Raw genomic sequence first — 25,001 nt, 5'->3', positions numbered from 1 at the left:
GAACTCCGGGGAGCGTCCGAACGTGAATTCCCCACTTTCGACATCACCCGTTCTATCGAGACTCCGCCTCATGGGCACGGTCCACCATGACGCGAAGGGATACACCCGGCTCAGGGCTTTCCTCGGTGATTTTCGGCCCGACATCATTCTCCTGGAGCTGAGTCCCTACGCCTGGATGTTTCGCAAACGTTTTCAGGTGTCCTTCCAGCGCAAGCTCGAGACAAACCTGGCCCGTGCCGTCGCGGTCAGCGGCATGGATCCCCGCCAGGCCAGAAAGCACACCATGGTCACCGCCATCCGCCGCCAGATCGCCCTGCCTTTTGAATATCGCGCGGCCTCGGCTCACGCCGCCGGGACCGGCGCGAGTCTCGTCCTCGTGGACTATTCGGGCTTCAGCCGGAAATGGATCGAATCCTGGCCGGAAATGATTTCCGCCGAGAACCTCCGGGGTCTCCTCTGCCTGCCTTCCACGCTCGATTCCATCGACCGGGTGTATCGCACGGCGCAGCGCTGCATCGCGACCAATCAGCCGCCGGTGCCGGGCATCACGGTGTCCGCCTCCGATGTCGACCTCTGGCAGGAAAGGGAATGCCGCATGGCCAGGAAGATCGTCGCCGCGCTCTATGCCCGCCGGCCTGCAAGGCCTCTCTACCTCGGGGGCTGGTGGCACCTCACCAGGGACTCCCGCATCACGACTCTCCGGGAGTTGCTCGGCGCCGAACCGGGTCGCTGCATGCTCCTCGATCGCGGCCCGCTCGGGAACTGACCCCGGTTCCGCGGCAGCCCGTTGCATTTTGGCGCGAATAGTGTTACAAGTCCCATGCGGTTCCAGATAGTCCTCTTGGTCGTGCTAGACGGGGAGTTAGCGGTGCCCTGTGGCCCGAAATCCGCTCAGCGGGGTTGAATCCCCTTTGAAGGGCTCGTGCCTGGCCGGCTGTTATCATTTCTGGTGCCGATTGGACACCTCGCAACAGACGAATACGAACCCCGTCAGGTCCGGAAGGAAGCAGCGGTAAGTATCACCGGCTGTGTCGTGGTCTACTCTAATCAGGTCCCAGGAAGTCGGGCAGCCTGGTCACGCAGGTTCGACAAAGGGTGCACGGCCAAGTCTGTTTTCCCCGGGAGGCCGGACGGCTCGCGGTTCTCCGGAAGGGGCGGTTCGAGTGACTTTTCGGGTGGGCGGGGTCATATCCCCGCCCGTTTTTCGTTTCACGTCCGTCTGCCTTCACAGCGGCAACCCTTTTCGGAATACGTGACAAAAAGGCCCCGCGCCTTCCTCCGGCTCCGGCGTTGCGCACACCCCTTCGGCCGTGCCAAGGCACAAAAACCGCCATCCGCCGGTTGCGGCTGCCGCGTGCGCTCTCAGTCGACCGTGATTACAATGGAACCCGAAGCGGCGCCGGCTTTTCAGACCGGCACGGGCCATTAACCTCGTCCGAAGAGGATTCAACCATGCCAGTATTCGTCAGAATCGTTTTGCTCGGGTCGGCCGTTCTCCTTCTGGTTCTGACCGGCACTCAGCCCCGGACCGACGCGGCGTCCCCCGTTTACGCCGACGTGGCCAAGATTTTCCAAAAACACTGCACCAGTTGCCACAGCGGCGCTAGAGCGCCTGACAAGTTTCGCATGGAGACTTACATGGATGTGATGCAGGGCGGTAGAAACGGTGCGATGGTTCTGCCCGGCGATCCGGCCGGGAGCGAGATCATCAGGCGGGTCAAGGGCGCGAGCACGCCCCGCATGCCCAAGAACGGCCCGCCATGGCTTTCCGCCGATGAGGTCCGTGTCCTTGAGAAATGGGTTGAAAACGGTGCCCCCGAGGCCTAGCCGCATCCCAAAGGTTTTGCGATGATCGATTGCGGCGGTCGACGCCGGGCAGGCCCACTGCACAGATGGACGGCGGGAGCGGTTCTGACTTTTGCCCTTCTTTTCCCGGGCCTCGGCGGGTCCGTCCCCTTTCCCGGCATCGATGCATGGCTCGCGCAGGCCGGCGCGCCTCCGGAAAAGGACGGCGACCACCCGTTGAAGCTGCCTGCGGAGGGCAGGAGCGAGGCAATCGTGTTGCACGGATTCTCGCACAACGATAATCCCCCGGGAGTGCCGTCTCCGGAGAACGGGAAGAAAGCGGGCGGCTCAGGCGGCTCCGCGAGCGGTGACGAGCACCCGGCGCATCCGCAGTCACCCCGGGAGCCCCTGGCGTTCGGCTCCCGTGCGATTCTCGATGCGTGCTGGTCCGGAGAGGAACTGGAAGCCGACGCACCGCGACTCGAGCGGCGGGGTCCGACGGCAGTTCCGGAAAACCTTCGCACCGCGGTCGACTTCCGCATCGCGCGCCCTCCCCTGCCCCAATCGCTTCGCAACTCCATTCGCCGGGTCAGGCCCGTCGGAAGCGGGAAACCCGTTGCGCTCACCTTCGATCTTTGCGAGACGGCCGGAGGAGTCAGCGGATATGACGCCGGGATCGTCAACTGGCTGCGGGCCAATCGGGTCAGGGCGACCTTTTTCGCCGGCGGCAAGTGGATGCAGACCCACCCTGAGCAGACCCTGCAGCTGATGGCCGACCCGTTGTTTGAAATCGGCAACCACTCGTGGACTCATGCCAACTTCCGGGAGCTCGGCCGAAGCCGAATGGAAGAGCAGGTGCTGCGCACCCAGGATCAATACCGGTTGCTGCGCGGCCTTCTCGAATCGAGGGAATGCGCGCGGCGGGCGGGTGCCCGGGCAATGGACGATATTCCCCGGGAGCCGGTCCTCTTTCGCTTTCCCTACGGCACCTGCAATGCCGAGGCGCTCGGCTTTCTCGCGTCCCGCGGCCTGGCGGCGATTCAATGGGACGTGGTCACGGGGGATGCATCCACGAGCCAGACGGCGGGCGGGATTGCACGAATCGTCCTTTCGCGCGTCAAGCCCGGTTCCATCATTGTCTGCCACGCCAACAGGCGCGGCCACGGCACGGCGGCGGCTCTTCCTTTGTTCGTTCCCAGGCTCCGGGAAATGGGGTACGATTTCGTCACCGTCAGCGAGCTGCTGGCGAGCGGCACGGCGGAGACTTCGCCCGACTGCTATGAAGAACGGCCGGGCGACAACCGAAAATACGACAAGATCACGGGAGTCGGGAAGCATGCCGACCACTGAATCACCGTTTGCTGGGCGTTCGTTCGCCTTGGGCGCCTGCCTGCTCGAACGCCTGGAGGAGGCCGACGCGCGTCCGCTTGCCAAAATTCTTCTGAGCAACGAACCCTGGCTCACCCTTCATTCCACGCTGGACGGGATTCAGCGCTACTTTCTGCGACGCGACCCCGGCCTGTGGCGGTTCACCGCGCGCTTCGACGGAGCGCCCGGGGGAGTGGTCTGCGTGCGCCATCCCTGGTTGTTCGGCCCGTACCTGGAGCTCATCGCCCTCGACCGGCCGTACCAGGGGCAAGGGGTCGGCCGCGACATCGTCCGCTGGATGGAACGGCAGGCAAAACCCGTGTCGGCCAACATTTGGACGTTGGTGTCGGCCTTCAACGAGCCCGCGCAACGTTTCTACGCCGGGCTGGGTTTCGAGGAGATCGTTCCCATTCGCGACCTGGTGATCGCCGGGCACGTCGAAATCCTGATGCGCAAGACCCTCGAGGAACCCCGATGAAAGGCGTCCTTCAAAAAATACTTGGAACCTTTTCTTTTCCTCTCCGTATTAGAGAGAAAAAGAATCGGCGTTCCGAGGAGAGGGAATGGAAGAAGACCGCGCGGTCATAGCCAGGATAAAGAACGGGGATACCGGAGCGTTTGCCGTGCTGGTGCAAAAGTACCAGGGAAGGCTTCTGACCTTTATCCACCGCATGGTCCGGGACGGGAAGATCGTGGAAGACATCGGCCAGGAAGTCTTTCTGGACGTGTACAAATCCTTGAGGAACTTTGATGAAACACGAGGAACTCCCTTTTCTGCCTGGCTTTTCATCGCGGCGCGCAACCGTTGCGTGAACGAGTTGCGGAAGAGAACGGGAGAGCATTGCGTTCATATCGACGCGGTGGATGCCGCCGATCTCGGAGTGGACCTGCGGACGGCGGAGCACCTGCTCCTGGAACATGAGAGGCGAAGCGCGCTCCGGGATTCCCTGGCGAAAATTTCGGAACCGTTGCGCAAGCCGATTTTCATGTGGCTCAACGGCGGTTCCCTGGCGGAGATCGCCGAAGCGTGCGGGGTGTCGCCGGGAACGGTGAAATCGAGGCTCTTCAGAGCCAGGGAAAAGGTAAGGGTCTGCGTGCAGCACCAGGCGGGAGGCAAGAACCATGACGGAGTTTGAACCTTCGAACGAATTCGTGTCCAACGTGATGAAGCGCGTGTTCGCCTGCGAGGCGGGGCTCGCCGAATGCAGGCGGCCGTTGCGGGAGCGACTGTATGCGTCCAGGCCGTTCCGGTACTTGATGGTTCACTGTGGTGCCCTTTTTGGAGTTCTGTCCCTCCCCGCCACCTGCCTTTGAACCCTGGATCGCGTCGGCCCCGCGGCGCTCGAAGGCGTGACGGCGGCCCGCGGCTGTGCGATGCGCCGGACCGCACCGATAATGGAAGAAGGACCACACCATGACCAAGACCCCCATTCCCACGGACCGGAAACCCCGCCCCAGGCAGGCGGTCATCTGGGAATACACCCGTTCGATCCTCCTGGGCGTCGTTCTCGCCCTGCTGATCAGGACCTTCATCGTGCAGGCCTACGAGATTCCCTCGGGGTCCATGGAAGACACCCTGGCCATAAACGACCACATCCTCGTCAACAAGTTCATCTACGGCACGAAAATCCCCTTCACCGACCTGCGAATCCTCGAATGGCGCGAACCGGCCCGCGGGGATGTCGTCGTTTTCGAATACCCCCTGGACCCGAGCAAGGACTACATCAAGAGGATCATCGGGTTGCCGGGCGACCGGATCCGGATTGCCGACCGTCAGGTCTACATCAACGGCCAACTCTACGAGAATCCCCACGCGATCCACAAGGGACGCGAAATCGTACCGAAGCTCGCATCGCCCCGGGACAATACGGACCCCATCGTCGTTCCGCCGAACTCCTACTTCGTCCTGGGCGACAACAGGGACAATTCCTATGACAGCCGGTTCTGGGGGTTCGTGAGAAAAGACCGGATCAAAGGCCTGGCCTTCATCAAGTACTGGGCGTGGGATTCGGAGCGCCACAGTGTGCGCTGGCGAAGCATCGGGGACGTGATCGACTGATACGGATTTGCGTTCCAAATGATACTCTCAAAGCGTGGGGGACGTATCCCCCACACCCCCTCGCCGCTTCGCGGCTCCGTGTGGCGCTGCGGCGGCGGCCTTCGGCCAGTCGCCGACAGCGCCGAGCACTCGGCCTCACGCGCTTGCGCGTGTGGCCGAAACTTGGGGGGTGCGGGGGAATCATTCCCCCGCTCTTTTGTGCTTGAAAAATCCATCTTGCACGCAACTTCGTATGAGGCGTCATGACTGGGACCGGTGACCATCGGAACAAGGCGAAAGGATCGGCAGCGGCCGGTATGAAGATTGCACCGTCAGAAACCGCTGTCGGAGACGGATGCCCCCGAACGATGAAGACAGGTTGTGCCGGGGAACGCTGTCGTGTGGAAAGAGAAACGGACCGGCCCGTCGGGCCGTGCAGGAGGACGACGTGCGGCATACCCGCGCGGAGGCGACGCCGGCAGGCCTGACCCGGCGGACCGCAGGCACATGATGAGCGCATCCCGGCTTCTGAAGGCTTTCCGGTTCCCGGTTCTCACGGCGAGGAAGCGGCATGCCGGGCGCTTCCGGTTCGATGCCTGCGACACCTTTCAATTTTCGTGGAGGAGCGATCGATGAAACTGCACACCCTTCAGCATGTTCCCTTCGAAGGGCTCGCCAATCTCGAAAAATGGGCCGTGAAGGCGGGGTTTTCCATATCGTGCACGGGGCTTTACGCCGATGCGGCCCTGCCCCGCGTCGCCGATATCGACTGGCTGGTGGTCATGGGAGGCCCCATGAACATTTATGAAGAAGATCGATATCCGTGGCTGGTGGAGGAAAAGAAATTCATTGCCGAGGCGATTGAAAAGAACAAAATCGTGCTGGGCATCTGCCTCGGGGCGCAGCTCATTTCGGATGTGCTCGGCGGTAAGGTTTATCGGAACGGCGAAAAGGAGATCGGCTGGTTTCCGGTGTCGTTGACGCCGGAAGCCGCGGAGTCGGTGGTCTTCAGCGCATTGCCGCCCCGGTTCACGGCGTTCCACTGGCACGGAGACACCTTTCACCTCGCCCCCGGCGCAACCCGGACCGCCCGGAGCGACGCGTGCGCCGTTCAAGCCTTCGAAGCCAACGGCGGGCGGGTCGTCGGGCTCCAGTTTCACCTGGAATCATCCGCCGAGAGCATCCGCCTGCTGATCGACAACTGTGGCGATGAGCTGGCCCCCGCGCCTTACATCCAGCGGAAACATGAAATCGTCTCGCAGGAACATTACCTCGGGGAAATCAGTACGACCATGACCACCCTGCTCGACGCCGTGAAGCGGAACTTCGCCTGATCCCCTGCTGGAGCGGTCTGCGACGAATGCATTCCCCCGCCCCTCAGGGGCGGGAAGACGCAGGGGCAAATCCGCGGCGCGGGTCGCGCACGGGCCTTTCGTCCGTTGGTCGTCCAGCGGCCGAGCCGTTCCCACCTTCTTTCCCGAACGCGCGTTTTTTCGCCTCGGAGTCTGCCGAGGGCGGAGAGCGGTACGGCATCGTCGAGATGCCGCCGGACCGGCTTCCGGCCTACGGGATGCTCCGTGCGTCGGGAGGATGAAGATGCCTCGCGCTCGCACGTTTTCATGGTTGATTGTGAATTCACGGGTCATGCCGGTTTTTGAACAGGGCAGGTTTGACGGGTTTCCCCCCGGTCCCGACATTCCCGGCTTCGTGCCGTTCCGGTTGGTGAATGCGACAAATGCCGTGTGTTTTTCAACAGGTAGTTGACGCAACGGCAATTATTCGTTAATTCATATGACGCTTTTCCCGACGTTCGAAATCCATCGGCCCCGGGAAAATCATTTCGGCGCTGGACACTCAAGCGGGAGACAACTTGTGGACAATCAGAGACCAGGTACATCACAGGCCGATGTGGAGCATCTCCAGAAGATGCTGGCCGAATCCGGATACTCCCGGAAGGCCATCCGTCTCTTCATCGAGAAGCCCCATATGGGTACGATACCGGACGCGGATCACGTGAGTGAAATGACGGGCACGTGCGGCGACACCATGAGCGTTTGCCTGAAGGTCCAGGACGGCGTGATCCGGGACTTGAAGTACCAGGTTCTTGGGTGCCCCGGCGCGGTTGCTTCCGCCATGGCCGCCGTGGAGCTGATCAAGGGAAAGACCATCGAAGAGGCCCGCTCCCTCAATGACGGGGACATCTTTCGCCTTCTGGAAGAAATCCCGGCACAAAAGCACCACTGCATCCAGCTTGCCGTGAAGACCCTGAAGAAGGCACTCGATGAGTACGCCCGGAAATCCGATTGACAGCAAAGGACATCACCATGCCTCTTTTTGACTTTCTGTGCCTGGAATGTGGGAAGACGAGCGAAGTGCTGGTCACTTCCTCCAACGCATCGCCGGCCTGCAGCGAATGCGGAAGCGTCAAGCTGAAGAAACTCCTCTCCGCGCCGTCGTCCTTGTCCGGAGCGCCCAGGCACGGGCTTCCCGGAGCCGGTGACACGGCCTGCTGCGGCAGCTCGCCCGCACAAGCTCATTGCGCCGGGCCGGGGAGTTGCTGCGGGAGGAATTCGGGCTGATCCCCCCTGCCCGCACCTGATCGGGTCCGGCGAAGAACGCCCTGCCGGCAACCGTTGCGATGGTGCAGGAGCGCACCCAATTGTAGGGGTCCGTCACGTCCACTTGGCTGTCGCTCACGCAACTCACGAAAAGCAGCCTCTTGGCGGAGCGGCTTTGATGAGAGGCACAGCGGAGAGAATATCGATTTTTCCCGGGGCAGCTAACAATTGCACCATCCGCAGAGCCGACCGTCAACCCCGACGGCACCGTTGATGGTCGATTTGGGTGTCTTTCCGAAAAGTGAAAAGTGTAGGTTTGACCCCGTAATCCCGGCGATCGCCGACTCCTGAAGAATCAGCGCCGTCATCCGCGCGTTGCTCCAGAACGATGGCCGGCGGCTTAGCCCGCCTGCTGCGACTCGCTTTCCGCCTGCGCCTGCCCGGCATCCGGGTTGGCCGCCACCCAACCCATAAAGACCTGGTAGCCCAGCGTCAGCAAGGTGGCGCCGACGAACATCCCCAGGATCCCGGCGGTCCCCATGCCGCCCAGCGCGCCGAGCAGGATCACCGGCATCGGAGCATCGACCCCCCTTCCCAGCATCAGCGGCTTCAGCACGTTGTCCGTCATTCCCGAGAGGATCAACACCACCGTGTAAGCAACCGCTGCCGCGTTGCCGTAATGACCGCTCATCCAGATGTACACGATTGCGGGCAGGGTCACGATCAACGCCGGAATCTGGGCGATACCGAGAACCAGCACGATCAACGCAAGCGCACCCGCCCACGGGACCCCGGAGACCAGCAGAGCCAGGCCGACGATGATGGCCTGAATGAAGGCCACACCGATGACCCCCTGGGAGACGGCACGAATGGTCGACGTGGACAGTCTCGCAAATTCGCCGCCTCGCTCTCTGCCGACGATGCGCTCGAAGATCGCCAGGCTGCCGCGACCGCCCGACTGCCCGAAGGCCATGATGATGCCGGCGACGATGAACGAGGCTATGAACTGCAACAATCCACCGGCGATGCCGGCGACGAAGCCCAGTGCTGTCTTCGCCAGTTCTCCAATCTTCGGCTGCATGCTCTGCACCAGTGCCGGCAGGTCGGCATATGCCCTGGACCAGATGTCGTGGACCTTCTTGCCGACGACCGGCCATCCCTCCACGCCGGGACGCGGTGCCGGAATCTTCAGCGAGTTGTTCTGCACGTCGTTGACCAGCTGATGCACCGAATCGCCAAGTGAACTCATCAGCATCGCCGTCGGCACAACGATCAGCATGAGGCCGACGATGACCAGCAGGGCTGCGGCAAGTCCTTGCCTGCCCCCGATCCTGCCCGCCAGGAATTGGTGGAGGGGAAAGATCGTAACGGCCAGAATGAGCGCCCAGACCATCAGCGTCAGGAACGGGGAGAGCACTTGGTAGCAAAGCATGGCCAGGACGAGGATCAGGCCGGCACGGATCAGGATATCCATAAAGCGGGAGGCCACCCGCTGCTCGAACTCGTAATCAGACTGGGAGGGTATGTTCATTGGTATCTCCAGTAGTCCAACCACCATGTCTTCCACGCAGATTGTCGATCATACCCCCATTCGGGCCGATCGTCCGGCCGGCCGGATAATTCCAATAACCTGCGGTCATGATGGGATGGAGGCTATATGTGGTCGCCGGTTCAGCCGCGGTTCATTCTCCCTGAATGGCCTCAGGGGCAACCCTGGCCCGGAATTCCGCCGAGTATCGTTTCTGTTGCGTTCCGCTCATGGACAATTCTCTTTCGTCGGTGTGACTTTGTCCCGCAAAACGGGACCGTTCATTGCGTGGACTTCCCCATCGAAACCGTGCCGGAGCAGACTGATACGAAGTTGCGTTCAAGATGGATCTTTCAAGCACAAAAGAGCGGGGGAATGATTCCGCCGCACCCCCCAAGTTTCGGCCACACGCGCAAGCGCGTGAGGCCGAGGGCTCGGCGCTGTCGGCGACTGGCCGAAGGCCGCCGCCGCAGCGCCACACGGAGCCGCGAAGCGGCGAGGGGGTGTGGGGGATACGTCCCCCACGCTTTGAGAGTATCATTTGGAACGCAATTATCCATGCCCCCTGCGACACCCGCGAAGCATGAAAACAGACTCACCCGGGAATCTATTTTCTAGGTAAATCCGTATGAAGTCTTCCGGGGTCATGTGATCGCTCTTTTCTCCCGTGAAATGTCGGCGCACCGGCCCCAAGCCTCGTGCAACACCCAGTCTGCCGGTTCGCCAAACCAAATCTGCAATCAACCGCCCGCAACAGGAGGGAAATCTCGTCCTCACTCATTGATTGTCTGCCAGGACTGCCGCAAGTTTGGCCTCATTTTCGTGCGACAGGGAGGTTTGAAGAATCTTGCCCCCGGTTCCCTTTATCTCGTCAAGGACCTTATCCGGCGTTGCTTTCCTTGCAAGAACGAAGAGAGCAGAGGAGTTTGGATGCAACTGAGCAGCAAGTTCCTTCATAAACTTACCGTTTATTCCGACGTCGGCGAGGGCCCCTCCGACCGTGCCGGCCGTGGCGCCGGCGGCCATTCCCAGGAGCGGATTCAAAAAGATCACGCCGATGAGTGCCCCCCAGACCCCCCCTCTCGCTGCCTCCAGCTACTTGCTGATCCTGGTGACTTTCGTACCCTGCAGGCCCAGGCCGCCCATCAGTCCCCTTTGACTGAAGAAGAAGGCGTAGACATCCGACTGAAGCGTCGTGGTAGTCATCGATCCGGCTTTCCCGACATCCACGATAACAATGCTGGGGCCGGTACCAAACTCCCACCCATTGCTTCTGTTGACCCAATTGAGCGCAGAGTCAGTCATGAGGAACAGTGCGTACCCATACTTCTGCACCCCCGCCTGCAGTCCGTAAGAAGCCTGAACGGTGTTGTAGTAGCCGACGATTTTCCTGTTCATCAAAAGAGCACCCTCGCCATATTGGCCTCCCACGATGAAACCTCCCTTGACAATGCTCGGAAAGACAAGGATGGCTCTGGCTTTTTTGCCCAGCGCCGCGGCTGAAGGTGATTGCGCATACAGCTGCTGCAGTGCCTTTCCCACATCGCGGTTGATTTCTGCCGCGGATGCTCCCGAAGCCGAATTCGGGGTAATGAGTGCACTTCCCACAAACAGGAAGGTCAAGAGTGCCAACATCAAATGAAAATATCTCATACTCGCTCCCTCATTCTCTGTCAGTCTGGTTTTGCAAGGCCCGTGGACAATCCATGAAGAGCTCCGAAGACAGTGGACGGCAATGGTCCCGCCATTCACTCCCGCGCCCTCGGACATATGAGTTAGCCATCCGTTTTTGCCAGCGGTATTTTGCGGGCAAATTCATACATTAGAGCAGCCTGGACCTTGTTCTCTATCTGGTAATATCGGGCGACCTTTTTGTCGGGCAGAGCCTTTCGGAACTTGGGCAAGTAGGCCTGGTGGAGCTTCAGCCGCAAAGTCTCAATGGTCATATACTCGTCGAGCAGCTTTTTGGCCATTTCGTTGGTCAGCTTTTCGTAGGAATCCGCATAATCGTCAAGCAATTTGAGAGTTCGTGCGCGAAGAAGAAACAGCTCATCCTGATATCGTTCATAGACCGGCCAGAAGACTTTCCCTTCGGCCTCTGTGAGCTGCATGTTCCCTGCAACCAGGAGTTTCTTGTCGGCGCGGGCCTTTTCGAGGACGATCTGCATGTTATCCGCCGCTTTTTCCTGAGCGGGCACAGGGGCGGCAGCCAGCACAACGGCTGCAATCAGAAAAACGGTTAGAACCACTTTGTGTTTCTTCATCATCCGCCTTCTCCTTTCACGGGTCTTCTCATGTTCTTTCCCTTGATCGTGCTTCCATTTGCACGGGGAACATTCCGAGGCGGATCGAGGCAATTGCACTCCGATCCGCCCCGTTTCTCTTTGTTGGGGGCGGTTTCCGCGGGACTTCCTACTGTTCGAACTTCGGGCTGATGAGATTATCGAATGAAAAGACCTCGTCCCATTTTTCCTGCGTCAGCAGCTTGCGCTCATTGACTACGATCTCGTGCAGCGATTTCTCGGTCAGGAAGCCCTCACGTGCGATCTCCGCGCATTGCTTGTAGCCGAGAGAGGGTTTCAGCACGGTCACGATGCCAAGCGAGTTGAGCACCATGTCGCGCGTCCGGTCCGCATTGGCCGTGATGCCCTCGATGCAGTTTACCCGAAGGCTTTCGACCGCGCGCTGCATCGTCATGATCGAGGCGAAGAGAGCGAAGGTGATCACGGGCTCCATCACATTGAGCTGCAGTTGTCCCGCGGAGGCCGCCAGCGAAACCGTGAGATCGAGTCCGATCACCAGGAACCCCGTCTGGTTCACCACCTCCGGGATGACCGGGTTGACCTTGCCCGGCATGATCGACGAACCGGGCTGCAGCTGTGGGAGGTTGATTTCGCCGAATCCGCAGCGCGGGCCCGAGGCGAGCATGCGAATGTCGTTGCAGATCTTGGTGAGCTTGACCGAGGTGTGCTTGATCACGCCGGAGAGCAGCACGTAGTCGCCCGTATCCGATGTCGCCTCGATAAGATCTTCTGCCAGGGTGAATTCTATGCCGGTTAGCTCGGAGAGGTATTTCACCGCGAGTTCGGGGTAACCGGGTGCCGCAGTAACGGTCGTGCCGATCGCGGTCGCGCCGAGGTTGACGCCTTGCAGCATCTGCCGGACCTCGGCGATCCGATGCACCTCCTCGCCGACCGTCGTGCCCCAGCCGTGGAACTCCTGGCCAAGTGACATGGGGACCGCGTCCTGGAGGTGGGTTCGCCCCATCTTGAGAACATTTTCGAACTCCTTGGCCTTGGCGAAAAAAGCGTCCCGGAGCCGGCCCAGCGACTCCATGTAGCTTTCCAGCCGCAGGATCAATCCGAGGTGGAAGGCTGTCGGATATACGTCGTTCGTTGACTGCCCGAAGTTCACATGATCGTTGGGATTGACGTACTGGTACTCGCCCTTTTTATGCCCGAGGCTCTCCAGCGCGAGGTTCGCAATCACCTCGTTGGCGTTCATGTTGACCGAGGTGCCCGCACCGCCCTGGATGAAGTCGGTCACGAACTGGTCGAGCATCTCGCCCGCGATGATTCGGTCGCACGCGCTAATGATCGCTTCGGCAATCTTGGGGTCGAGCACGCCGAGGTCGCGGTTCGCCATGGCGGCGGCCTTCTTCACGTAGCCGAACGCCTTGACGAAGTTCGGCTCCTTGGACACCGGCATGTTGGTGATGAGGAAGTTCTCCTTGCCCCGCAGCGTCTGGACGCCATAATACACGTCGTCCGGAATCTGTTTCTCACCCAGGAAATCCTTTTCTATCCTGTATCCCATGGTCTCCTCCTTAAGGTTTAGCTCGCGAGTTCCGCTCACGTTCCGCGTTGTTCATCACCAAAAGACATCGATTTCTTACCGATTGTTCGACAAGTCTTATGTTCCTATGTTCATCCCTCACGATCGAGGGCTGGGATGTCAGAGAATGAGGCGCCCGAAGACATAACCGAGAACAATCGCAAAGGTGATGGTCAGCACGCCGGGGATCAGGAACGGGTGATCGAAGACGTATTTCCCGATCCGGGTCGAACCGGTATCGTCGAATTCGACCGCCGCCAGCAGCGTGGGGTAGGTGGGGAGGACAAAAAGAGCGCTCACGGAAGGAAACGCCGCCACGGCCGCCACCGGACTCACTCCGAGCGCCAGGGCAACGGGCATCAGGGCTTTGGCGGTGGCCGCCTGAGAATAAAGGAGCATGGCCGCAAAGAACAGGACGACGGCAAGCATCCACGGCTTGGATGCCAGAAGGTCTCCCGCGAGGATGTTGATTTCCTTGAGGTGCGCCGAGACGAACGTGGTCCCGAGCCAGGCGACGCCCAGGACGCAAATGCAGGCACTCATGCCGGATTTGAACGTGGCCGCGTTCACGATGTTGTTCGTCTTGACCTTGCACAGCAAGGCAATGAGCGAGGCGGCGGCAAGCATGAACGAGATGATGGCATGGTCCCGGGCCAGAATGGGCTTCTTGATCAGGCCCACGGTCGGGCTGATGGCCGTGGCGTAAAAGACCACGCAGACGATGGCGAGACCGAAAATGAGGACTGAAAGTTTCGCCCCGGGGGGAAGAACCTTTTCTTCGACGGATTCGGAGGGATCCTTGACGAGCCCTTTGGCGAGGCGGTCCTGATATACGGGATCATCCTTGAGTTCCTTTCCCATGAAATTGGTGATGATTGCCCCAAGCATGCACGCGATGAAGGTGCTGGGGATGGTGATGAGCAGGAGCTTGACATAATCGACCCCGACCGGTTCCAGCGCGGATGCAACGAAGACAACCGCCGCGGATATGGGGGAGGCTGTGATGGCGATCTGCGATGCAACCGTTCCGATGGCCAACGGCCGCGAGGGGCGTATCCCCTCCTTTTTGGCAACCTCCGCAATAACGGGCAGGGCCAGAAAGGCGGTATGGCCGGTGCCGGCAAACAGGGTCATGAAATAGGTCACGGCCGGCGCCAGGAACGTAATATATTTAGGATTTTTCTTGAGGACTCTTGCGGCGACCTGCACCAGGTATTCCAGGCCCCCCGCCTCCTGCATTGCTGCGATGGCCGCTATCACCCCCATGATGATAAGGATGACGTCGAACGGAATGTCGCCCGGTTTCAAACCGAACCCAAGACTCAGAACAAGGACTCCGAAACCACCGGCATATCCTATCCCGATGCTGCCGAGCCTCGCTCCGAGCCAGATGAAAAAAAGAACAACCAGCAGCTCAACGATCCACATGTCCTCTCTCCTTAACGAATGCGGTTGACTGACAGCTCGGTGTCAAGGGAGCTTGTAGGTGCCGCTCAGATCCTTTGCAAAGCCGCCTATTCCGGCCTCGCTCGTCGCCTGCTTGAACGACATCATGGACCAGGTAAAACGGATGGTGCCGGTTATGCCTTTGGCAGGACCGGTGCCGCCAATAATGGTTCCGGTGATGCTGCTTCCCTGTTCCATCCGCGTCCCTTTGAGGATCAGGTGGATTTCTTCCCCATCCAGACTCCGCCATACGCAACGCATGTCACTGCCCGTTTCCGAGTCTGCAAGGCCGATGCATTCGGCCCAGAAATCGCTTTCCTTCCCGATTTTTTTGATCAACCTTACGTGACCGGAAAGCTTGAAAAGCGCTGCTTCCCTCCCGTTCCCGAAAGCGAGCACTTCCTTGGAGCCATTGGCAACCCAGGTGCCGGTAAAGGTGCCTTCTTCAGCGGCCAGAACCTGTGAAACCGTGCTTTGTGATGCCGCCAGGCACCAGAGAGACAATGCGAGGAGAATGCACAATCTTTTTGTTCGATTTCCCATGCGAACACCTCTTTGTGGCTGTGTGTGAAGAGTTGTATCCCCACCTTGAAAACCCTGTGGCGGCCTACAGGACGGGAGCCAGGATTACCTGGGGCCCGCATCCGGCATTGGCAAACCGGAGGACATCCCGTGCCGGTTGTTTGGCGCGTGTGCCCTGTGTCCGAATCTGTCCCGGGTATGTGATGAAGCCTGATTCAGGTCATGAGAACGACAAGAACCGCACCCCCAATCGCGAGCAACATATTGCCCGCGGCGAAAGGCACGCTGAAGCCGAGCACGGGCGCACCCGGCTCCTGCCCACATCGCAAACCACGCCGAAGGAACCTACCGGGCGCACCAATCGAAGGGGTCACCGCTATTGAAGCGTAACCCCCTCTCTCCCATCGACATGAAAACGCAGTCAAGACTCCAACCAGGCAGGCCCATGGACTGAGGCCCAGCCCCATGGCCGAACTCAATGGATCGGAACCAAATCACCCGGTCAGCACTCAGTAGCCTGGAGGCGGGTTGACGACGACGTAGGTGACTCCGTCCCCGGAGTATGCCGGCTGATACCAGGTGCCGCCGCACTGACGATAGGAAACCCCGCCCACGACCACCGTGGTGCTCGTGCAGGGAAGCGAGGAGTAGGCTGTAGCGGAGATCGCGGTACCGACGGCATAAGCCGCGGCGGCACCGACGGCTGCAGCCCCCCAGTAACCAGGACCCCAGTAGCCGCCATCCCAGTGATCGTCATAATGTCCGTACCCGTGGTCATAGGCATCACCGACGGCATCCTGGCGCTGGCCCTGCCGATCAGTGCGCTGTTCCTGGCGGGTCCCCTGGCGATCGGTACGATTTTCCTGCCGGGTTCCCTGGCGTTCGGTGCGTGAATCCTGCCGACCCGAACGGACATCGCTTCTGTCCCCCGACCTCTGGGTGCGCGCCTCCTGGCGTCCCTGCCGGGTGTCCTGGCGTCCCTGGGCCCTATCGGTACGCTGCCCCTGGCGCTGGCCGCGCATCTCGGAACGCTGTCCGCCCATGCCGGCCTGCCGGCCCTGAGCGCCGTATGACTGGCCGCCGCGACCGCCGGAATAGCTCCTGCCACTCCCGCCATACCCTTGGCCGCCGCGACTGCCGGAATAACTCCGACCACCGCCGGAATAGCTCCGCCCGCCACCGGAATAGCTCCGACCGCCGCCACCCATCGAAGACCTCGATGAAAAGCCGCCGCCGCTGGCGGGCCCGGACCTGTTGAACCCTCCGCCTCCGCCCCTCGACATGCTGCGACCCCCGCCGCCGCGGCCGCCTCCACCGCGGCCTCCTCCGCCTCGGGCTTCTGCGTCAAGGGCGATTAGAAACATCGCAAATACAAGGATGGTCACTATGGACAGTATCTTCTGAAATGAGCCGTATCTCATTTTTTGCCTCCCTTTTTCACCTTCTTCACATCGGGCTTTGCCACCTCCAGCTCGGCCAGGAACGCAATTCGCTGAACCCCTTCCGGAGGGGTGAAAGAGAAGAATCCCTGGGGTGGATTCGGGGAGAGATTCCATTCGGTGAAATTCGCCCAGAACTGTGGCTGCCCCTCCGCAAGCTTGTACGTCATGACGACGCGACGCGGCAGCGGGTCACCCTCAGTGGGAATCCAGAACTGAAAATCCACGGTGTCGGTGCGACCCGCCAGGTGGATGCACGGGACGTCCATGGCGGCAACCTTTTCGACCACATCGACGGAAAGCATCCGGCGTTCCAGTTCCGCGGGGAAGTCGCGTACGTACATCAGGGACAGGGGCAGACGGAGCTGAAGATCATTGACAAGGTAACGGAGCGCGCTGTCCAGGTCGCCGGGTTTGCCGGCGGTGGCGTACACCTTGTCCCCGGGGCTGTAGACGATGATCTCCTGCCCGTTGAAAATCGCCTGCGCTTTTTCCCCGTCGCTGCGCTCGGTGTCCACTCGCATTCGGTCGGGCCGAACCAGGGTAACCTGGCGGACCTCGCCGAATTCGATCTTCTGACCCGTTTCCTGGAGCACATCGTACCCTGCGCTAAGTCGGAAACTGAACTGTCCGGCCTGTGCGAGAAAATTTGCCGTGCGCATGAGGATGGCCATGCCGTCGGCCTGGGAACCGGAGGGGACCGCGGCCTGGCCTTGCGCAGCGGATCCGGGGGCTGCGACCAGACATGCACTCAACAAACAGATTACAGCAATGAGAAGTTTTCGTAATATCATCTGGGTCTCCTATGTTGGGGTGGTGGAGGAAATGTCCTCCTTCCTCTGGATTGGCTTGACTCCCGGGGAACTAACCCGACGATCCCGCTGGTCTGACATGCCTGCGCAACCAGACCCGACAGACCAACGGCCGGCACGATCCCCGGCCACGCCCACTCCACAAGATGGAAGCCCCAGGCGGGGGAGAGCCACGCAAAGCCCTTGGTCGCAGAAGTCGTTGCCATCCCCTTCGTGCGCTTCGGTAGTGCACACGTCACGTCCTTCACCGTGCTTTCCCCGGAGAGGCTACATTCACGGATTTTCCAGCCGGCTCGCAGTTTTGCTCCTCCCGGCACTTCTTGAGCAAGGCCAACGCCTCCTGGCAATCATCCCGGGCACCCGCAGAATAGGCGGCCCGGCAGGAGGATGAAACCACCCGCTCCAATTCCTGGACGGCTTCCTCGGTTTTTCCCAGCTGATAAAGGGTCTCGGCCAGGAAAAGATGGTTGGTGCTGTTTTCCGGAGCGATTACCACCGCGGCTCGGAGATGTTCGAGCGACTGGTCCATGTTGCCTTCCGACAACGGCCAGACTGGCGCCTTGCAACGGATGCGCCCCAAAACACGATGCGGGCCGCCTTTGTCGTAGGTCTCATCGATGCCTAATGCGACCTTGAGCTCGTCGACGATAACCGACAGCAAACGAAGCGACCGGCCGGCTCCACCTGCTCGGGCCAGCCCGGCAAGGTTCATCGCCAGCCAGTAATGGCCTTCAACTCGTGCCGGCTGCTCCTTGCTGAGACACTCCGCATAATACCGACCCTTGTTGAAGTGCAGTTCGCTTTCGCTCTTCTCGCCGAGTTCCCCCAACGTGAAACAAAGCCTCGCCAGTTCAACCAGTGCGATGTCTCTCCGTCCTCCGTTCCGTTGCAGCTCAGTCTCGTACTGATTCACCTTCCGCCTGGCTTCGGCCGAGTCGAACGGGTATCCGGAAGGCGACGCGGCGACTTCTGCCGGATTCTTCTTCACAACCGGAGCGGTTTCAGTGGTGCCGGAGGCTTCGGCATGCTTCAGTGCAGGACTCCGCATGCTCTGAACGCAGCCACCGAGCATTATGGACAACACCATAGATGCAAAGACTTTCATAAAAGTGTCGGGTCTCATCTTGCGTCTCCCGTCGGAAACCGAGCTCCAATCGCCGTGTGGCAGAATTGGACCAAATGACCTCAATTCACGCAGTACGGGTGAATCGCATCGAGAAGCATCTGCTCGTCGAACGGCTTCCGGAGATAGGCGACAGCTCCAAGCCCCAGGGCCTGCGCTTCAATCCCGGGACAGTCGTGGCCGGTTATGAAGACCACCGGAATCGGGGTGTGTGACGCGGCGAGGACCTGCAACAACTGAAGCCCGCTCATTCCGGGCAGTTTGATGTCCAGAATGAGGCAGCAGGCGTTTTGCACCGAGCCGGATGCAAGCAACTCCTCCGCGGAGCCGAACCCCCTGCTTTGATATCCTGCCGATTCGAGCAGGAGCGCCAGAGACTCGAGGACGGACTTGTCGTCATCTGCGACAAAGACAGTGCATTGTTTCCAGGTCATGAGCAATCACCCCGATGACGATCAATCCCGGACAAAATGAGTGTCGCTTACAACATGTCGAAGACCCGATTCATTCCTTGCTTCATTCTGATGGGCACCTGCCCTGGACACGATCAGGGGGGCACCGGTACGAGATGGAGAGGGGTTTTCAAACGCTTTTGGGAAGTCTCTTGCGGGTATAATTCCAGAGTGGCGGGAATTGCGCAATTGTACCTTGGTACAATAGTGCCGGCTTTTCGGTCCGGGAGGTGGACTAGTCCTGTGGTTTTCCGAGGCCCAGCTTCTCGGCATAGCGGACCAGGTCGGCCATGGAATCCGCTTTCATTTTTTCCATGATCCGCCTGCGGTGGGCCTTTATGGTCCGCTCGGTGGTTCCGAGTCTGTAAGCTACCTGTTTATTCAACATGCCGGAAACGAGGTGGGTGAATACTTCGTGTTCACGAGGACTCAATGAATCGATCAACTTGTGTATTTCTCGCAATTTCTCTTTTTCACGCCTTGTCCGCCGGTCCTGCTCAATCGCCCGGTGAATCGCTCTCAAGAGGTCCTGCTCATCGCAAGGTTTCTGGAGAAAGTCCACTGCACCTGATTTGACGGCACGAACGCTCATGGGGATCGTACCGTGTCCGGTGATGAAGATGATCGGGAGAGAGATTTTCGCATTGAGCAATTCATTCTGGAGATCCAAACCGCTCATTCCGGGCATGAGCACGTCGAGCAGGAGACAGCCAGGGGTTTCAGGGTCGGCGCCGTCGAGAAAATCACGGGCCGAGGAAAAACTCCTGACCTCCAGCCCCGCAGACTCCAGCAGAAACTGCAGGGAATCGCGGTGTGAAGCGTCATCGTCAACGATAAATATGGTTGTGGGGTTCATCTTGCGGCAGCCTGTAGAGTAAAATAGAAAGTTGCTCCTCCGTCAGGATTATTCTCGGCCCCCATCGTGCCCCCATGAGCATCGATAATGTTTCGGCAGATGGCGAGCCCCATTCCCAACCCTTCGGGTCTGGTCGTGTAAAACGGCTCAAAAAGCCGATCCTTATGATCCTCGTCAATGCCCGCGCCAAAATCTCTGATTGAGACTTTCACGCCCTGATCTTCCCAGGCCTCGGTCCTGAAGACCAGCCGGGGGGAATCCGGCAGAACACCGCTCATGGCGGCAACAGCATTCAAGGTGAGGTTTATGAGTACCTGCTGCAGTTGAACCCCGTCGCCCCGAACCGCGGGCAGCCCCGGCGCGAGCTCGGTCACGATAGACAACCCCGTCAGGATCGAATCGCCTCGAAAGAGATCGACGGATTTCCGGATGACTTTGTTTATGCTCAGTGCACGGTAGTGGGGTTCCTGCTTTCTAATCAAGGCCCGGACTTCGCGGATCACCTGGGCCGCCCTTTTTTCATCCCGGATGATGCCTTGAAGGGCTTCGCTGACTTTGCTCAAATTGGGTTCGGCAGCGGCAAGAAATCGCCGTGCGGCGTTGGCGTAGTTGAGTATCGCCGCCAGGGGCTGATTGAGCTCGTGAGCAAGAGAACCGGCGAGCTCCCCGAGGGCGGCCACCCGCGAAATATGGGAAAGCTCGTCCCGGTGTCGCTGAACCCTGGCTTCGGCCATCCTCCTTTCCGTCACATCCCTGTTGCTTGCCCGGATACCCAGGAAGTCACCATTCTGATCGGTTACCGACCGGCAAGTGTGGTCTATCCAGCGGGTTTCGCCGGCGCGGGTGAGTATGCGGAACTGAATTTCCCGCGACTCCGATTCGGGTCCAATGCCCGCTTTGTGTCGATCCCAGATGTGGCGATCTTCCGGGATGATGATCTCATGGCGAAGAGATGGGTTTTCGATAAATTCCTGCGGGCTGTATCCCGTAATGCGCTTGCAGGAGGGGGATACATAATTCAAGCTCCCATCCGGGGCCGACCAGTCCTCCCAATCATAGGTGTAGTCGGCAACTGTCCGATACTTCGATTCCGCGTTTCGAAGAGCGCGATCAGCCCGGAGCTGCTTCCCACGACTTACGAAGAGGGCGGATATGAGGAACGCCTGGATGAAGACAATCAAAAAAACCCCGACGATCTGCCACCGGTATTCTCTCCAAAGGGAAAAATCCCTGTGGCGCAGAATGCTGCCTTGAGGGAGGTTTTCCTCCCCGACCCCCCACCGCTTGAGCTCGCGCGCGTCAAAAATATACCGATTCGCACCTCCCTCGGAAGACTCCCTGTCGCCGGGCCTTTCCCCGCCGAGGGTCCGAAGCACTGCCTGGGCCGTCCTGACTCCCAGGACGGATTGACTGACAAGATGGCCGCCTACAATCCCGTAATCGATGTATGTTTCGGATATACTATAAATGGGTGCGTTCGCCTGCCTGGACAAGAGGGCAAGAGCCTCGGGGGACCTAAAGGTCTTTCCGCTGCCATCCCGGGTGACAGTAAGGTAAAACACCAGGGAGTGCTCGGGAACCTTCGCAACTCGATCGATGAGCTCATCCATGGGGAGCCCGGAGAGGTACTGGAGATCAACCTGGTTTTCGAAACCGCGAAAGCCTTCCCTGGCCAATCCGTGAACCAATTCGTCGTATCGCGAGACCCCGCTTACAACGAAAACCTTGCGGGCGTCAGGATGCAGGCGGAGCGCGAGAGCCAGCGTCCCCTCCATATCCAGCTTGCCGGTCACCACCGCGGCAAGGGATGTCGATGGGAGGTCACCAAGGAGCCTGGGGTCCTGTTCGACGACAATGACAGGGACATTCTGAAACGTTTCGGGGCTGTGTTCCGCCACGAAATCGAGAGATGGTCGCAGCAAGGCAACAACGAGGTCGATTTCGATGCCGGAGTATTTCTCGCGGTACAGTCCGACGAGCTTATCGCGATAGTCCTTACTCGTGAACCTCGTCAGATCCATGCATTCGACGTAGAACTCGAACTGGTAATCCTTCGAGGCTGTCAATGTTGATCGAAGGCTGTTGTCGTAACTGATGAACCCGGGCACGCTGCTCTCAAACGGGAAGAGAAGCAAGATCCTCTTAACGGGCACCGATGCCGATGAGCCGTGAGAAACCGCAAGAAACAGGAGTCCAAGAAACAGAAATGCGGCGGCTTTCCCTGCATGCTCCATGGATCTCATAAGCCGTTTGTCTCCGAAAACGACTGGAAGGCAGAATATTTCAATGCACTACTCGGGTTTTGTGATCGTGGGTCACATCGAGATGGTGGCTCCCCCGTATTGAAAACGCTGAACGGAGTATTTTGTCAATTCGTTTTCAATTTTTCGCTTCTTTTTGATAACCCGTTTCCAATTCCTCTAACATATTTGGAATCAGACTGCAATCTACGGTCTGTGCAATGATCTCAGCCGCGAGAGCTGCCGGAAACGGGTCCAACCTCGACCCTGCGGAGGCGACCCGCGGGGGAGAACGCGCGAGAGAAGGTGAATTCAAACCCTGAAACGGTGGACTTCTTCTCCCAGAGCCTGCTCCGGGCATCGTGGTTCGAAAGAGTGGAGCCCGAAGGATCCGTGACGGTGGTCAGATGCCCCTTGCCGTTGGCGCGCTGGTCGTAGGCATACGTCACGCTGTAGGCCCCAAGGCCTCCCGCGGCCGGGGAGCTCGCCTGGAGCGGGCGGTAGAAGACGTCGGTGGTGTAGTGCGTGTGCCTCTTGCATCGACCCTCCACACCAGGGTCCCTCCCGCCCGGTACCCGTAGGCGGTGGTCCCGGAATCCGGGGAACTCGTCCCGATCAGCCGTTGACACGTATGGGCTCTCGCTCACTTGCCCCACGAAAACAGCCTCTTGGCACCCCGGAAGAAATGTCAAGCTTTCCGGGGCAGCCAAGAATTTCAGTATTGTCAGGACAGACAGTCAACCCTCCCGGCGCCTCTGATGGTCGATTCGGGTGCAAAAGTGAAAAGTGTAGGTTTGACCCCCATATCGCATTGGGATAGACTGGGGTGAAACGATTTCCCGGACCCCCGCCTCCTACAGCCCGAGGCGGCCGCAGGGCCCGGCCTTTGCTGCACTGCCGCGGGAGAATTGCAAATGGATGACAAGACATTGGACTTCTGGCGGAACCACTCCGTGCGATTCCTCGAAATGGCGCTTACGGATCACTATCGCGAAGTTCCGGCCAATCCCGACGGATACGCCAGAGTGGTCAGAGAGTGCGGAGACACGGTGGAGATGTTCCTGATGGTAAGAGACGGCAAAATCCGCACGGCCTCCTTCGAGACCAACGGCTGCATTTACTCGGTCGCCTGCGCCAACACCGCCGTTCACATGGCCTCCGGCTTGACTCCCGAGGAGGCCCGGCGCATCACTCCGGACCAGATCGTGGAGTTCTTGGAAACGCTTCCGCCCGAAGAAGAGCATTGCGCGGAACAGGCGGTGAAAGCGCTCCGCCTCGCCCTGGCCGATGCCCGCGACGGCGAACGGCAGCCCTGGAAGAAGTATTACCAGCGAAGGTAGCCTGACGGCGGGCCGGTGAAGTTTGATCCCGCCCGGTCGTCGTCGACCGTGACAGCCGGTCGGAACCACCGCCCCCGCAAAGGGCGCGATGGTCCAGGGAAACCCACCCCATGCCAAGTTGCATTCAAGTCCATATCGTTGGACGGAAGGGCATAGAGCCTTCCCCTGGCTACACCTTCCCGGCACATCGCTCCAGACAAGGCAGGGATTCATCCCCTCCTGCGTCACCTCCTCCTGCGTCACCTCCTCCCGCCGGGCAGGAGCCGTATGATCTTTGACGCACCTCGGTATCAGTAGTAGACGGCCAGCCAGATCGTCTTCTCGTTCGGGTCGGTCCATTCGACCCGGTGCTTTGCGTGGGCCGGGATATTGATCCAGTCGCCGGTTTGCAGGACGACCGGCTCCTCCCAGCCTTCGAAGAGCAGCCCTGCCCTCCCCTGCAACACCATCACCCACTCGCTCTTCTCCTGATCGTACCAGAATCCTTCATGGCTCGCCTGCCCGTGCGATACGATCCGTTCGATCACGATCGTGTCCGTCCTGACGATGGCCTCGCAAACCTCCTCGGGGATCTCGTCCGGGATCGATTGAAAGATGTTCTCCGGCAGTCGCAATTTCATGACACCTCGTATCCCTCTACTGCGTCCACCCGCGGCAGCGGCCTCCGGTGAACGCAACGGTTTGCACCCTCAACGGCATGGGACCTATTCGACTTATTGGACCTATGAGGCGATTTCTGCTTCAAGCAGAAAACAGAATAACCACGCTTCGTCCGCTATTGCGCCCCGATACGACTTCCGCGCCGGCTTTCGAACATCCGGGCCACGGCCTGTCGCCCCCCGGACGTCGAACCGGCCGCGACCGTTCACCGACCCCGGGGTTTGAGCATAAACTTCCACGCACAGAACCAGCCCTCCGGATGCCTGTCCGGCGGGCAGCCGATGCATTCCGTTTCGATGCCGGGATCGATGGCCGAGGCGAAGTAGGGATACTCGATCATCCCTGCCGACTTGCAGGGGTAATCGGGAAGCCCCTTGCGCTTGCGGGCCATCTGCACGCGGCATTCCTCCATGCGGAAGATGAAACTGTGTTCGTCCACGTCCTCGATGCTCTGTTTGTTGATCCTCGAGTACATCCGGAACGCCAGGGCGGTCTTGAGGCCGTCCAGTCCCGGCAGCTTGGGCAGCTCGAGGAACCTCTTGATCCTGAAGGCCTCGTAGAGCGAAAACCGCCCCCAGCACATGTCGTTGGCGTGCTTCGCACTGACCATGCCGAAGGGTTTTTCTACCTCCCGGAACCAGACCCCGTCGTTTGCCAGCCAGTTGGCGCAGACCGCATCGATGAGGTTCAGAAGCTCCTCCCTGCTCATGGCGGTGAGGGCGGCAGGATAACCCCTGTCATCGACTTCGAAGCCCATGGCGGCTCCCAGCCTTCTCATCACAATCCCCAACACCCTGTCCCCCGCCGTGGCCTCCGCCTCGGCGGCCCGCTCGAAACCGAGCCGGCTTTCAACCTCCCTGAACCAGTAACCGTAGTGGATCATGGTGCACCGAAGCCCCTCGATCACCCAGCGCACCAGTTGGCCCTGAGACAGTTCCGCAATGCATTTCGGTTTGGCGTCCTCCGACATTTCTCCTCCCTGGATGCGTTTCCCCGGTTG

General features: G+C 59.9%; 27 protein-coding genes and 1 other RNA gene. 12 read left to right on the top strand and 16 right to left on the bottom strand.

The annotated features are described in order from the left end of the window. The first annotated feature begins 22 nt into the window (after positions 1–22). The 11 genes from SFUM_RS03105 to SFUM_RS03055 all read left to right on the top strand — a co-directional run bounded on the left by SFUM_RS03105 (position 23) and on the right by SFUM_RS03055 (position 7,770). Entirely contained in the window at positions 23–766 is a 744-nt protein-coding gene (locus SFUM_RS03105) for a hypothetical protein (RefSeq protein ID WP_011697475.1), read from the top strand. A 79-nt stretch (positions 767–845) separates the two neighbouring features. Next, positions 846–1,103: signal recognition particle sRNA large type (ffs, locus tag SFUM_RS22320), an RNA gene on the top strand. Positions 1,104–1,452: 349 nt separating this feature from the next. Then, the gene (locus tag SFUM_RS03100; protein ID WP_011697474.1) at positions 1,453–1,827 is read left to right on the top strand and encodes a c-type cytochrome domain-containing protein; all 375 of its coding nucleotides are present in this window, start codon (positions 1,453–1,455) and stop codon (positions 1,825–1,827) included. Positions 1,828–1,848: 21 nt separating this feature from the next. Continuing rightward, on the top strand, positions 1,849–3,135 hold the full coding sequence (locus SFUM_RS21310; RefSeq protein WP_049766270.1) for a polysaccharide deacetylase family protein: 1,287 nt from the start codon (positions 1,849–1,851) through the stop codon (positions 3,133–3,135). Further along, a complete protein-coding gene (locus SFUM_RS23240) occupies positions 3,122–3,631 on the top strand; it encodes a GNAT family N-acetyltransferase (RefSeq protein ID WP_011697472.1) in 510 nt (169 codons plus the stop codon). The genes SFUM_RS21310 and SFUM_RS23240 overlap by 14 nt, the downstream gene beginning before the upstream one ends. 85 nt (positions 3,632–3,716) lie before the next feature. Further along, positions 3,717–4,289 (top strand): RNA polymerase sigma factor, encoded by a 573-nt coding sequence (locus SFUM_RS03085; RefSeq protein ID WP_011697471.1) that lies wholly within the window; start codon positions 3,717–3,719, stop codon positions 4,287–4,289. Further along, positions 4,276–4,467 (top strand): hypothetical protein, encoded by a 192-nt coding sequence (locus SFUM_RS03080; RefSeq protein ID WP_041439710.1) that lies wholly within the window; start codon positions 4,276–4,278, stop codon positions 4,465–4,467. Before SFUM_RS03085 ends, SFUM_RS03080 begins: the two co-directional genes overlap by 14 nt. Positions 4,468–4,567: 100 nt before the next feature. Beyond that, positions 4,568–5,212 (top strand): signal peptidase I, encoded by a 645-nt coding sequence (gene lepB, locus SFUM_RS03075; protein ID WP_011697470.1) that lies wholly within the window; start codon positions 4,568–4,570, stop codon positions 5,210–5,212. A gap of 611 nt (positions 5,213–5,823) precedes the next feature. Next, positions 5,824–6,525, top strand: coding sequence for a type 1 glutamine amidotransferase (locus SFUM_RS03065; RefSeq protein ID WP_011697468.1), 702 nt, complete (start codon positions 5,824–5,826; stop codon positions 6,523–6,525). A 538-nt stretch (positions 6,526–7,063) separates the two neighbouring features. Further along, positions 7,064–7,498 carry an iron-sulfur cluster assembly scaffold protein gene (locus SFUM_RS03060; protein ID WP_011697467.1) on the top strand — a complete coding sequence of 145 codons (435 nt, stop codon included), beginning with the start codon at positions 7,064–7,066 and terminating at the stop codon, positions 7,496–7,498. Positions 7,499–7,515: 17 nt separating this feature from the next. Continuing rightward, complete coding sequence (locus SFUM_RS03055; protein WP_041441554.1) at positions 7,516–7,770, top strand: FmdB family zinc ribbon protein; 255 nt, start codon at positions 7,516–7,518, stop codon at positions 7,768–7,770. A gap of 379 nt (positions 7,771–8,149) precedes the next feature. Here SFUM_RS03055 and SFUM_RS03050 read toward each other — a convergent pair whose 3' ends face one another. The 14 genes from SFUM_RS03050 to SFUM_RS02985 form a co-directional block, all read right to left on the bottom strand. Next, on the bottom strand, positions 8,150–9,280 hold the full coding sequence (locus SFUM_RS03050; RefSeq protein ID WP_011697465.1) for an AI-2E family transporter: 1,131 nt from the start codon (positions 9,278–9,280) through the stop codon (positions 8,150–8,152). Positions 9,281–10,054: 774 nt separating this feature from the next. Then, the gene (locus SFUM_RS03045; protein ID WP_083763928.1) at positions 10,055–10,372 is read right to left on the bottom strand and encodes a DUF1269 domain-containing protein; all 318 of its coding nucleotides are present in this window, start codon (positions 10,370–10,372) and stop codon (positions 10,055–10,057) included. Next, on the bottom strand, positions 10,373–10,930 hold the full coding sequence (locus tag SFUM_RS03040; RefSeq protein WP_011697463.1) for a lipid-binding SYLF domain-containing protein: 558 nt from the start codon (positions 10,928–10,930) through the stop codon (positions 10,373–10,375). Between the two features lie 122 nt (positions 10,931–11,052). Continuing rightward, positions 11,053–11,544 carry a hypothetical protein gene (locus SFUM_RS03035; RefSeq protein ID WP_011697462.1) on the bottom strand — a complete coding sequence of 164 codons (492 nt, stop codon included), beginning with the start codon at positions 11,542–11,544 and terminating at the stop codon, positions 11,053–11,055. Positions 11,545–11,689: 145 nt separating this feature from the next. Further along, positions 11,690–13,093, bottom strand: a complete 1,404-nt coding sequence (locus SFUM_RS03030) for an aspartate ammonia-lyase (RefSeq protein ID WP_011697461.1) — start codon at positions 13,091–13,093, stop codon at positions 11,690–11,692. 138 nt (positions 13,094–13,231) lie between these two features. Continuing rightward, positions 13,232–14,539, bottom strand: coding sequence for an anaerobic C4-dicarboxylate transporter (locus tag SFUM_RS03025; RefSeq protein ID WP_011697460.1), 1,308 nt, complete (start codon positions 14,537–14,539; stop codon positions 13,232–13,234). A gap of 42 nt (positions 14,540–14,581) precedes the next feature. After that, on the bottom strand, positions 14,582–15,100 hold the full coding sequence (locus tag SFUM_RS03020) for a hypothetical protein (RefSeq protein WP_011697459.1): 519 nt from the start codon (positions 15,098–15,100) through the stop codon (positions 14,582–14,584). Between the two features lie 488 nt (positions 15,101–15,588). Then, positions 15,589–16,500, bottom strand: coding sequence for a hypothetical protein (locus tag SFUM_RS21300; protein ID WP_011697458.1), 912 nt, complete (start codon positions 16,498–16,500; stop codon positions 15,589–15,591). After that, on the bottom strand, positions 16,497–17,312 hold the full coding sequence (locus tag SFUM_RS03010) for a DUF2092 domain-containing protein (protein ID WP_011697457.1): 816 nt from the start codon (positions 17,310–17,312) through the stop codon (positions 16,497–16,499). Before SFUM_RS03010 ends, SFUM_RS21300 begins: the two co-directional genes overlap by 4 nt. A gap of 262 nt (positions 17,313–17,574) precedes the next feature. Beyond that, entirely contained in the window at positions 17,575–18,453 is an 879-nt protein-coding gene (locus SFUM_RS21295) for a tetratricopeptide repeat protein (RefSeq protein WP_011697456.1), read from the bottom strand. Between the two features lie 62 nt (positions 18,454–18,515). Further along, positions 18,516–18,887: a response regulator transcription factor gene (locus SFUM_RS03000; RefSeq protein ID WP_011697455.1), complete on the bottom strand. Its 372-nt coding sequence runs from the start codon at positions 18,885–18,887 to the stop codon at positions 18,516–18,518. 253 nt (positions 18,888–19,140) lie between these two features. Further along, on the bottom strand, positions 19,141–19,761 hold the full coding sequence (locus tag SFUM_RS02995) for a response regulator transcription factor (protein WP_011697454.1): 621 nt from the start codon (positions 19,759–19,761) through the stop codon (positions 19,141–19,143). Further along, positions 19,758–22,004, bottom strand: a complete 2,247-nt coding sequence (locus tag SFUM_RS21290; protein ID WP_011697453.1) for a sensor histidine kinase — start codon at positions 22,002–22,004, stop codon at positions 19,758–19,760. The genes SFUM_RS02995 and SFUM_RS21290 overlap by 4 nt, the downstream gene beginning before the upstream one ends. Before the next feature lie 224 nt (positions 22,005–22,228). Further along, the gene (locus tag SFUM_RS02985; RefSeq protein WP_011697452.1) at positions 22,229–22,552 is read right to left on the bottom strand and encodes a hypothetical protein; all 324 of its coding nucleotides are present in this window, start codon (positions 22,550–22,552) and stop codon (positions 22,229–22,231) included. Positions 22,553–22,915: 363 nt separating this feature from the next. Here SFUM_RS02985 and SFUM_RS02980 point away from each other — a divergent pair, with 363 nt between their 5' ends. Further along, positions 22,916–23,341, top strand: coding sequence for an iron-sulfur cluster assembly scaffold protein (locus SFUM_RS02980; RefSeq protein WP_011697451.1), 426 nt, complete (start codon positions 22,916–22,918; stop codon positions 23,339–23,341). A gap of 290 nt (positions 23,342–23,631) precedes the next feature. Here SFUM_RS02980 and SFUM_RS02975 read toward each other — a convergent pair whose 3' ends face one another. Beyond that, positions 23,632–23,961, bottom strand: coding sequence for a cupin domain-containing protein (locus SFUM_RS02975; RefSeq protein ID WP_011697450.1), 330 nt, complete (start codon positions 23,959–23,961; stop codon positions 23,632–23,634). A gap of 245 nt (positions 23,962–24,206) precedes the next feature. Further along, positions 24,207–24,971, bottom strand: a complete 765-nt coding sequence (locus SFUM_RS02970) for a DUF6125 family protein (RefSeq protein ID WP_011697449.1) — start codon at positions 24,969–24,971, stop codon at positions 24,207–24,209. Positions 24,972–25,001 lie beyond the last annotated feature (30 nt).

The sequence above is a fragment of the Syntrophobacter fumaroxidans MPOB genome (assembly GCF_000014965.1).
GTDB classification, from domain to species: domain Bacteria; phylum Desulfobacterota; class Syntrophobacteria; order Syntrophobacterales; family Syntrophobacteraceae; genus Syntrophobacter; species Syntrophobacter fumaroxidans.
The sequence above is the reverse complement of the archived record's forward strand: the minus strand, read 5'-3'. Positions and strand labels throughout refer to the sequence as shown.

What these genes read in the sequence shown, in the direction of transcription:
- SFUM_RS03030 (WP_011697461.1), bottom strand. Translation starts at nt 13,093, where the DNA reads ATGGGATACAGGATAGAAAAGGATTTCCTGGGTGAGAAACAGATTCCG.
- SFUM_RS03000 (WP_011697455.1), bottom strand. Translation starts at nt 18,887, where the DNA reads ATGACCTGGAAACAATGCACTGTCTTTGTCGCAGATGACGACAAGTCC.
- SFUM_RS03065 (WP_011697468.1), top strand. Translation starts at nt 5,824, where the DNA reads ATGAAACTGCACACCCTTCAGCATGTTCCCTTCGAAGGGCTCGCCAAT.
- SFUM_RS03085 (WP_011697471.1), top strand. Translation starts at nt 3,717, where the DNA reads ATGGAAGAAGACCGCGCGGTCATAGCCAGGATAAAGAACGGGGATACC.
- SFUM_RS21290 (WP_011697453.1), bottom strand. Translation starts at nt 22,004, where the DNA reads ATGAGATCCATGGAGCATGCAGGGAAAGCCGCCGCATTTCTGTTTCTT.
- SFUM_RS02975 (WP_011697450.1), bottom strand. Translation starts at nt 23,961, where the DNA reads ATGAAATTGCGACTGCCGGAGAACATCTTTCAATCGATCCCGGACGAG.
- SFUM_RS21300 (WP_011697458.1), bottom strand. Translation starts at nt 16,500, where the DNA reads ATGAGATACGGCTCATTTCAGAAGATACTGTCCATAGTGACCATCCTT.
- SFUM_RS03055 (WP_041441554.1), top strand. Translation starts at nt 7,516, where the DNA reads ATGCCTCTTTTTGACTTTCTGTGCCTGGAATGTGGGAAGACGAGCGAA.
- SFUM_RS02980 (WP_011697451.1), top strand. Translation starts at nt 22,916, where the DNA reads ATGGATGACAAGACATTGGACTTCTGGCGGAACCACTCCGTGCGATTC.
- SFUM_RS21310 (WP_049766270.1), top strand. Translation starts at nt 1,849, where the DNA reads ATGATCGATTGCGGCGGTCGACGCCGGGCAGGCCCACTGCACAGATGG.
- SFUM_RS03025 (WP_011697460.1), bottom strand. Translation starts at nt 14,539, where the DNA reads ATGTGGATCGTTGAGCTGCTGGTTGTTCTTTTTTTCATCTGGCTCGGA.
- SFUM_RS02995 (WP_011697454.1), bottom strand. Translation starts at nt 19,761, where the DNA reads ATGAACCCCACAACCATATTTATCGTTGACGATGACGCTTCACACCGC.
- SFUM_RS03050 (WP_011697465.1), bottom strand. Translation starts at nt 9,280, where the DNA reads ATGAACATACCCTCCCAGTCTGATTACGAGTTCGAGCAGCGGGTGGCC.
- SFUM_RS03080 (WP_041439710.1), top strand. Translation starts at nt 4,276, where the DNA reads ATGACGGAGTTTGAACCTTCGAACGAATTCGTGTCCAACGTGATGAAG.
- SFUM_RS02970 (WP_011697449.1), bottom strand. Translation starts at nt 24,971, where the DNA reads ATGTCGGAGGACGCCAAACCGAAATGCATTGCGGAACTGTCTCAGGGC.
- SFUM_RS03040 (WP_011697463.1), bottom strand. Translation starts at nt 10,930, where the DNA reads ATGAGATATTTTCATTTGATGTTGGCACTCTTGACCTTCCTGTTTGTG.
- SFUM_RS21295 (WP_011697456.1), bottom strand. Translation starts at nt 18,453, where the DNA reads ATGAGACCCGACACTTTTATGAAAGTCTTTGCATCTATGGTGTTGTCC.
- SFUM_RS03035 (WP_011697462.1), bottom strand. Translation starts at nt 11,544, where the DNA reads ATGATGAAGAAACACAAAGTGGTTCTAACCGTTTTTCTGATTGCAGCC.
- SFUM_RS23240 (WP_011697472.1), top strand. Translation starts at nt 3,122, where the DNA reads ATGCCGACCACTGAATCACCGTTTGCTGGGCGTTCGTTCGCCTTGGGC.
- SFUM_RS03010 (WP_011697457.1), bottom strand. Translation starts at nt 17,312, where the DNA reads ATGATATTACGAAAACTTCTCATTGCTGTAATCTGTTTGTTGAGTGCA.
- SFUM_RS03100 (WP_011697474.1), top strand. Translation starts at nt 1,453, where the DNA reads ATGCCAGTATTCGTCAGAATCGTTTTGCTCGGGTCGGCCGTTCTCCTT.
- SFUM_RS03020 (WP_011697459.1), bottom strand. Translation starts at nt 15,100, where the DNA reads ATGGGAAATCGAACAAAAAGATTGTGCATTCTCCTCGCATTGTCTCTC.
- lepB (WP_011697470.1), top strand. Translation starts at nt 4,568, where the DNA reads ATGACCAAGACCCCCATTCCCACGGACCGGAAACCCCGCCCCAGGCAG.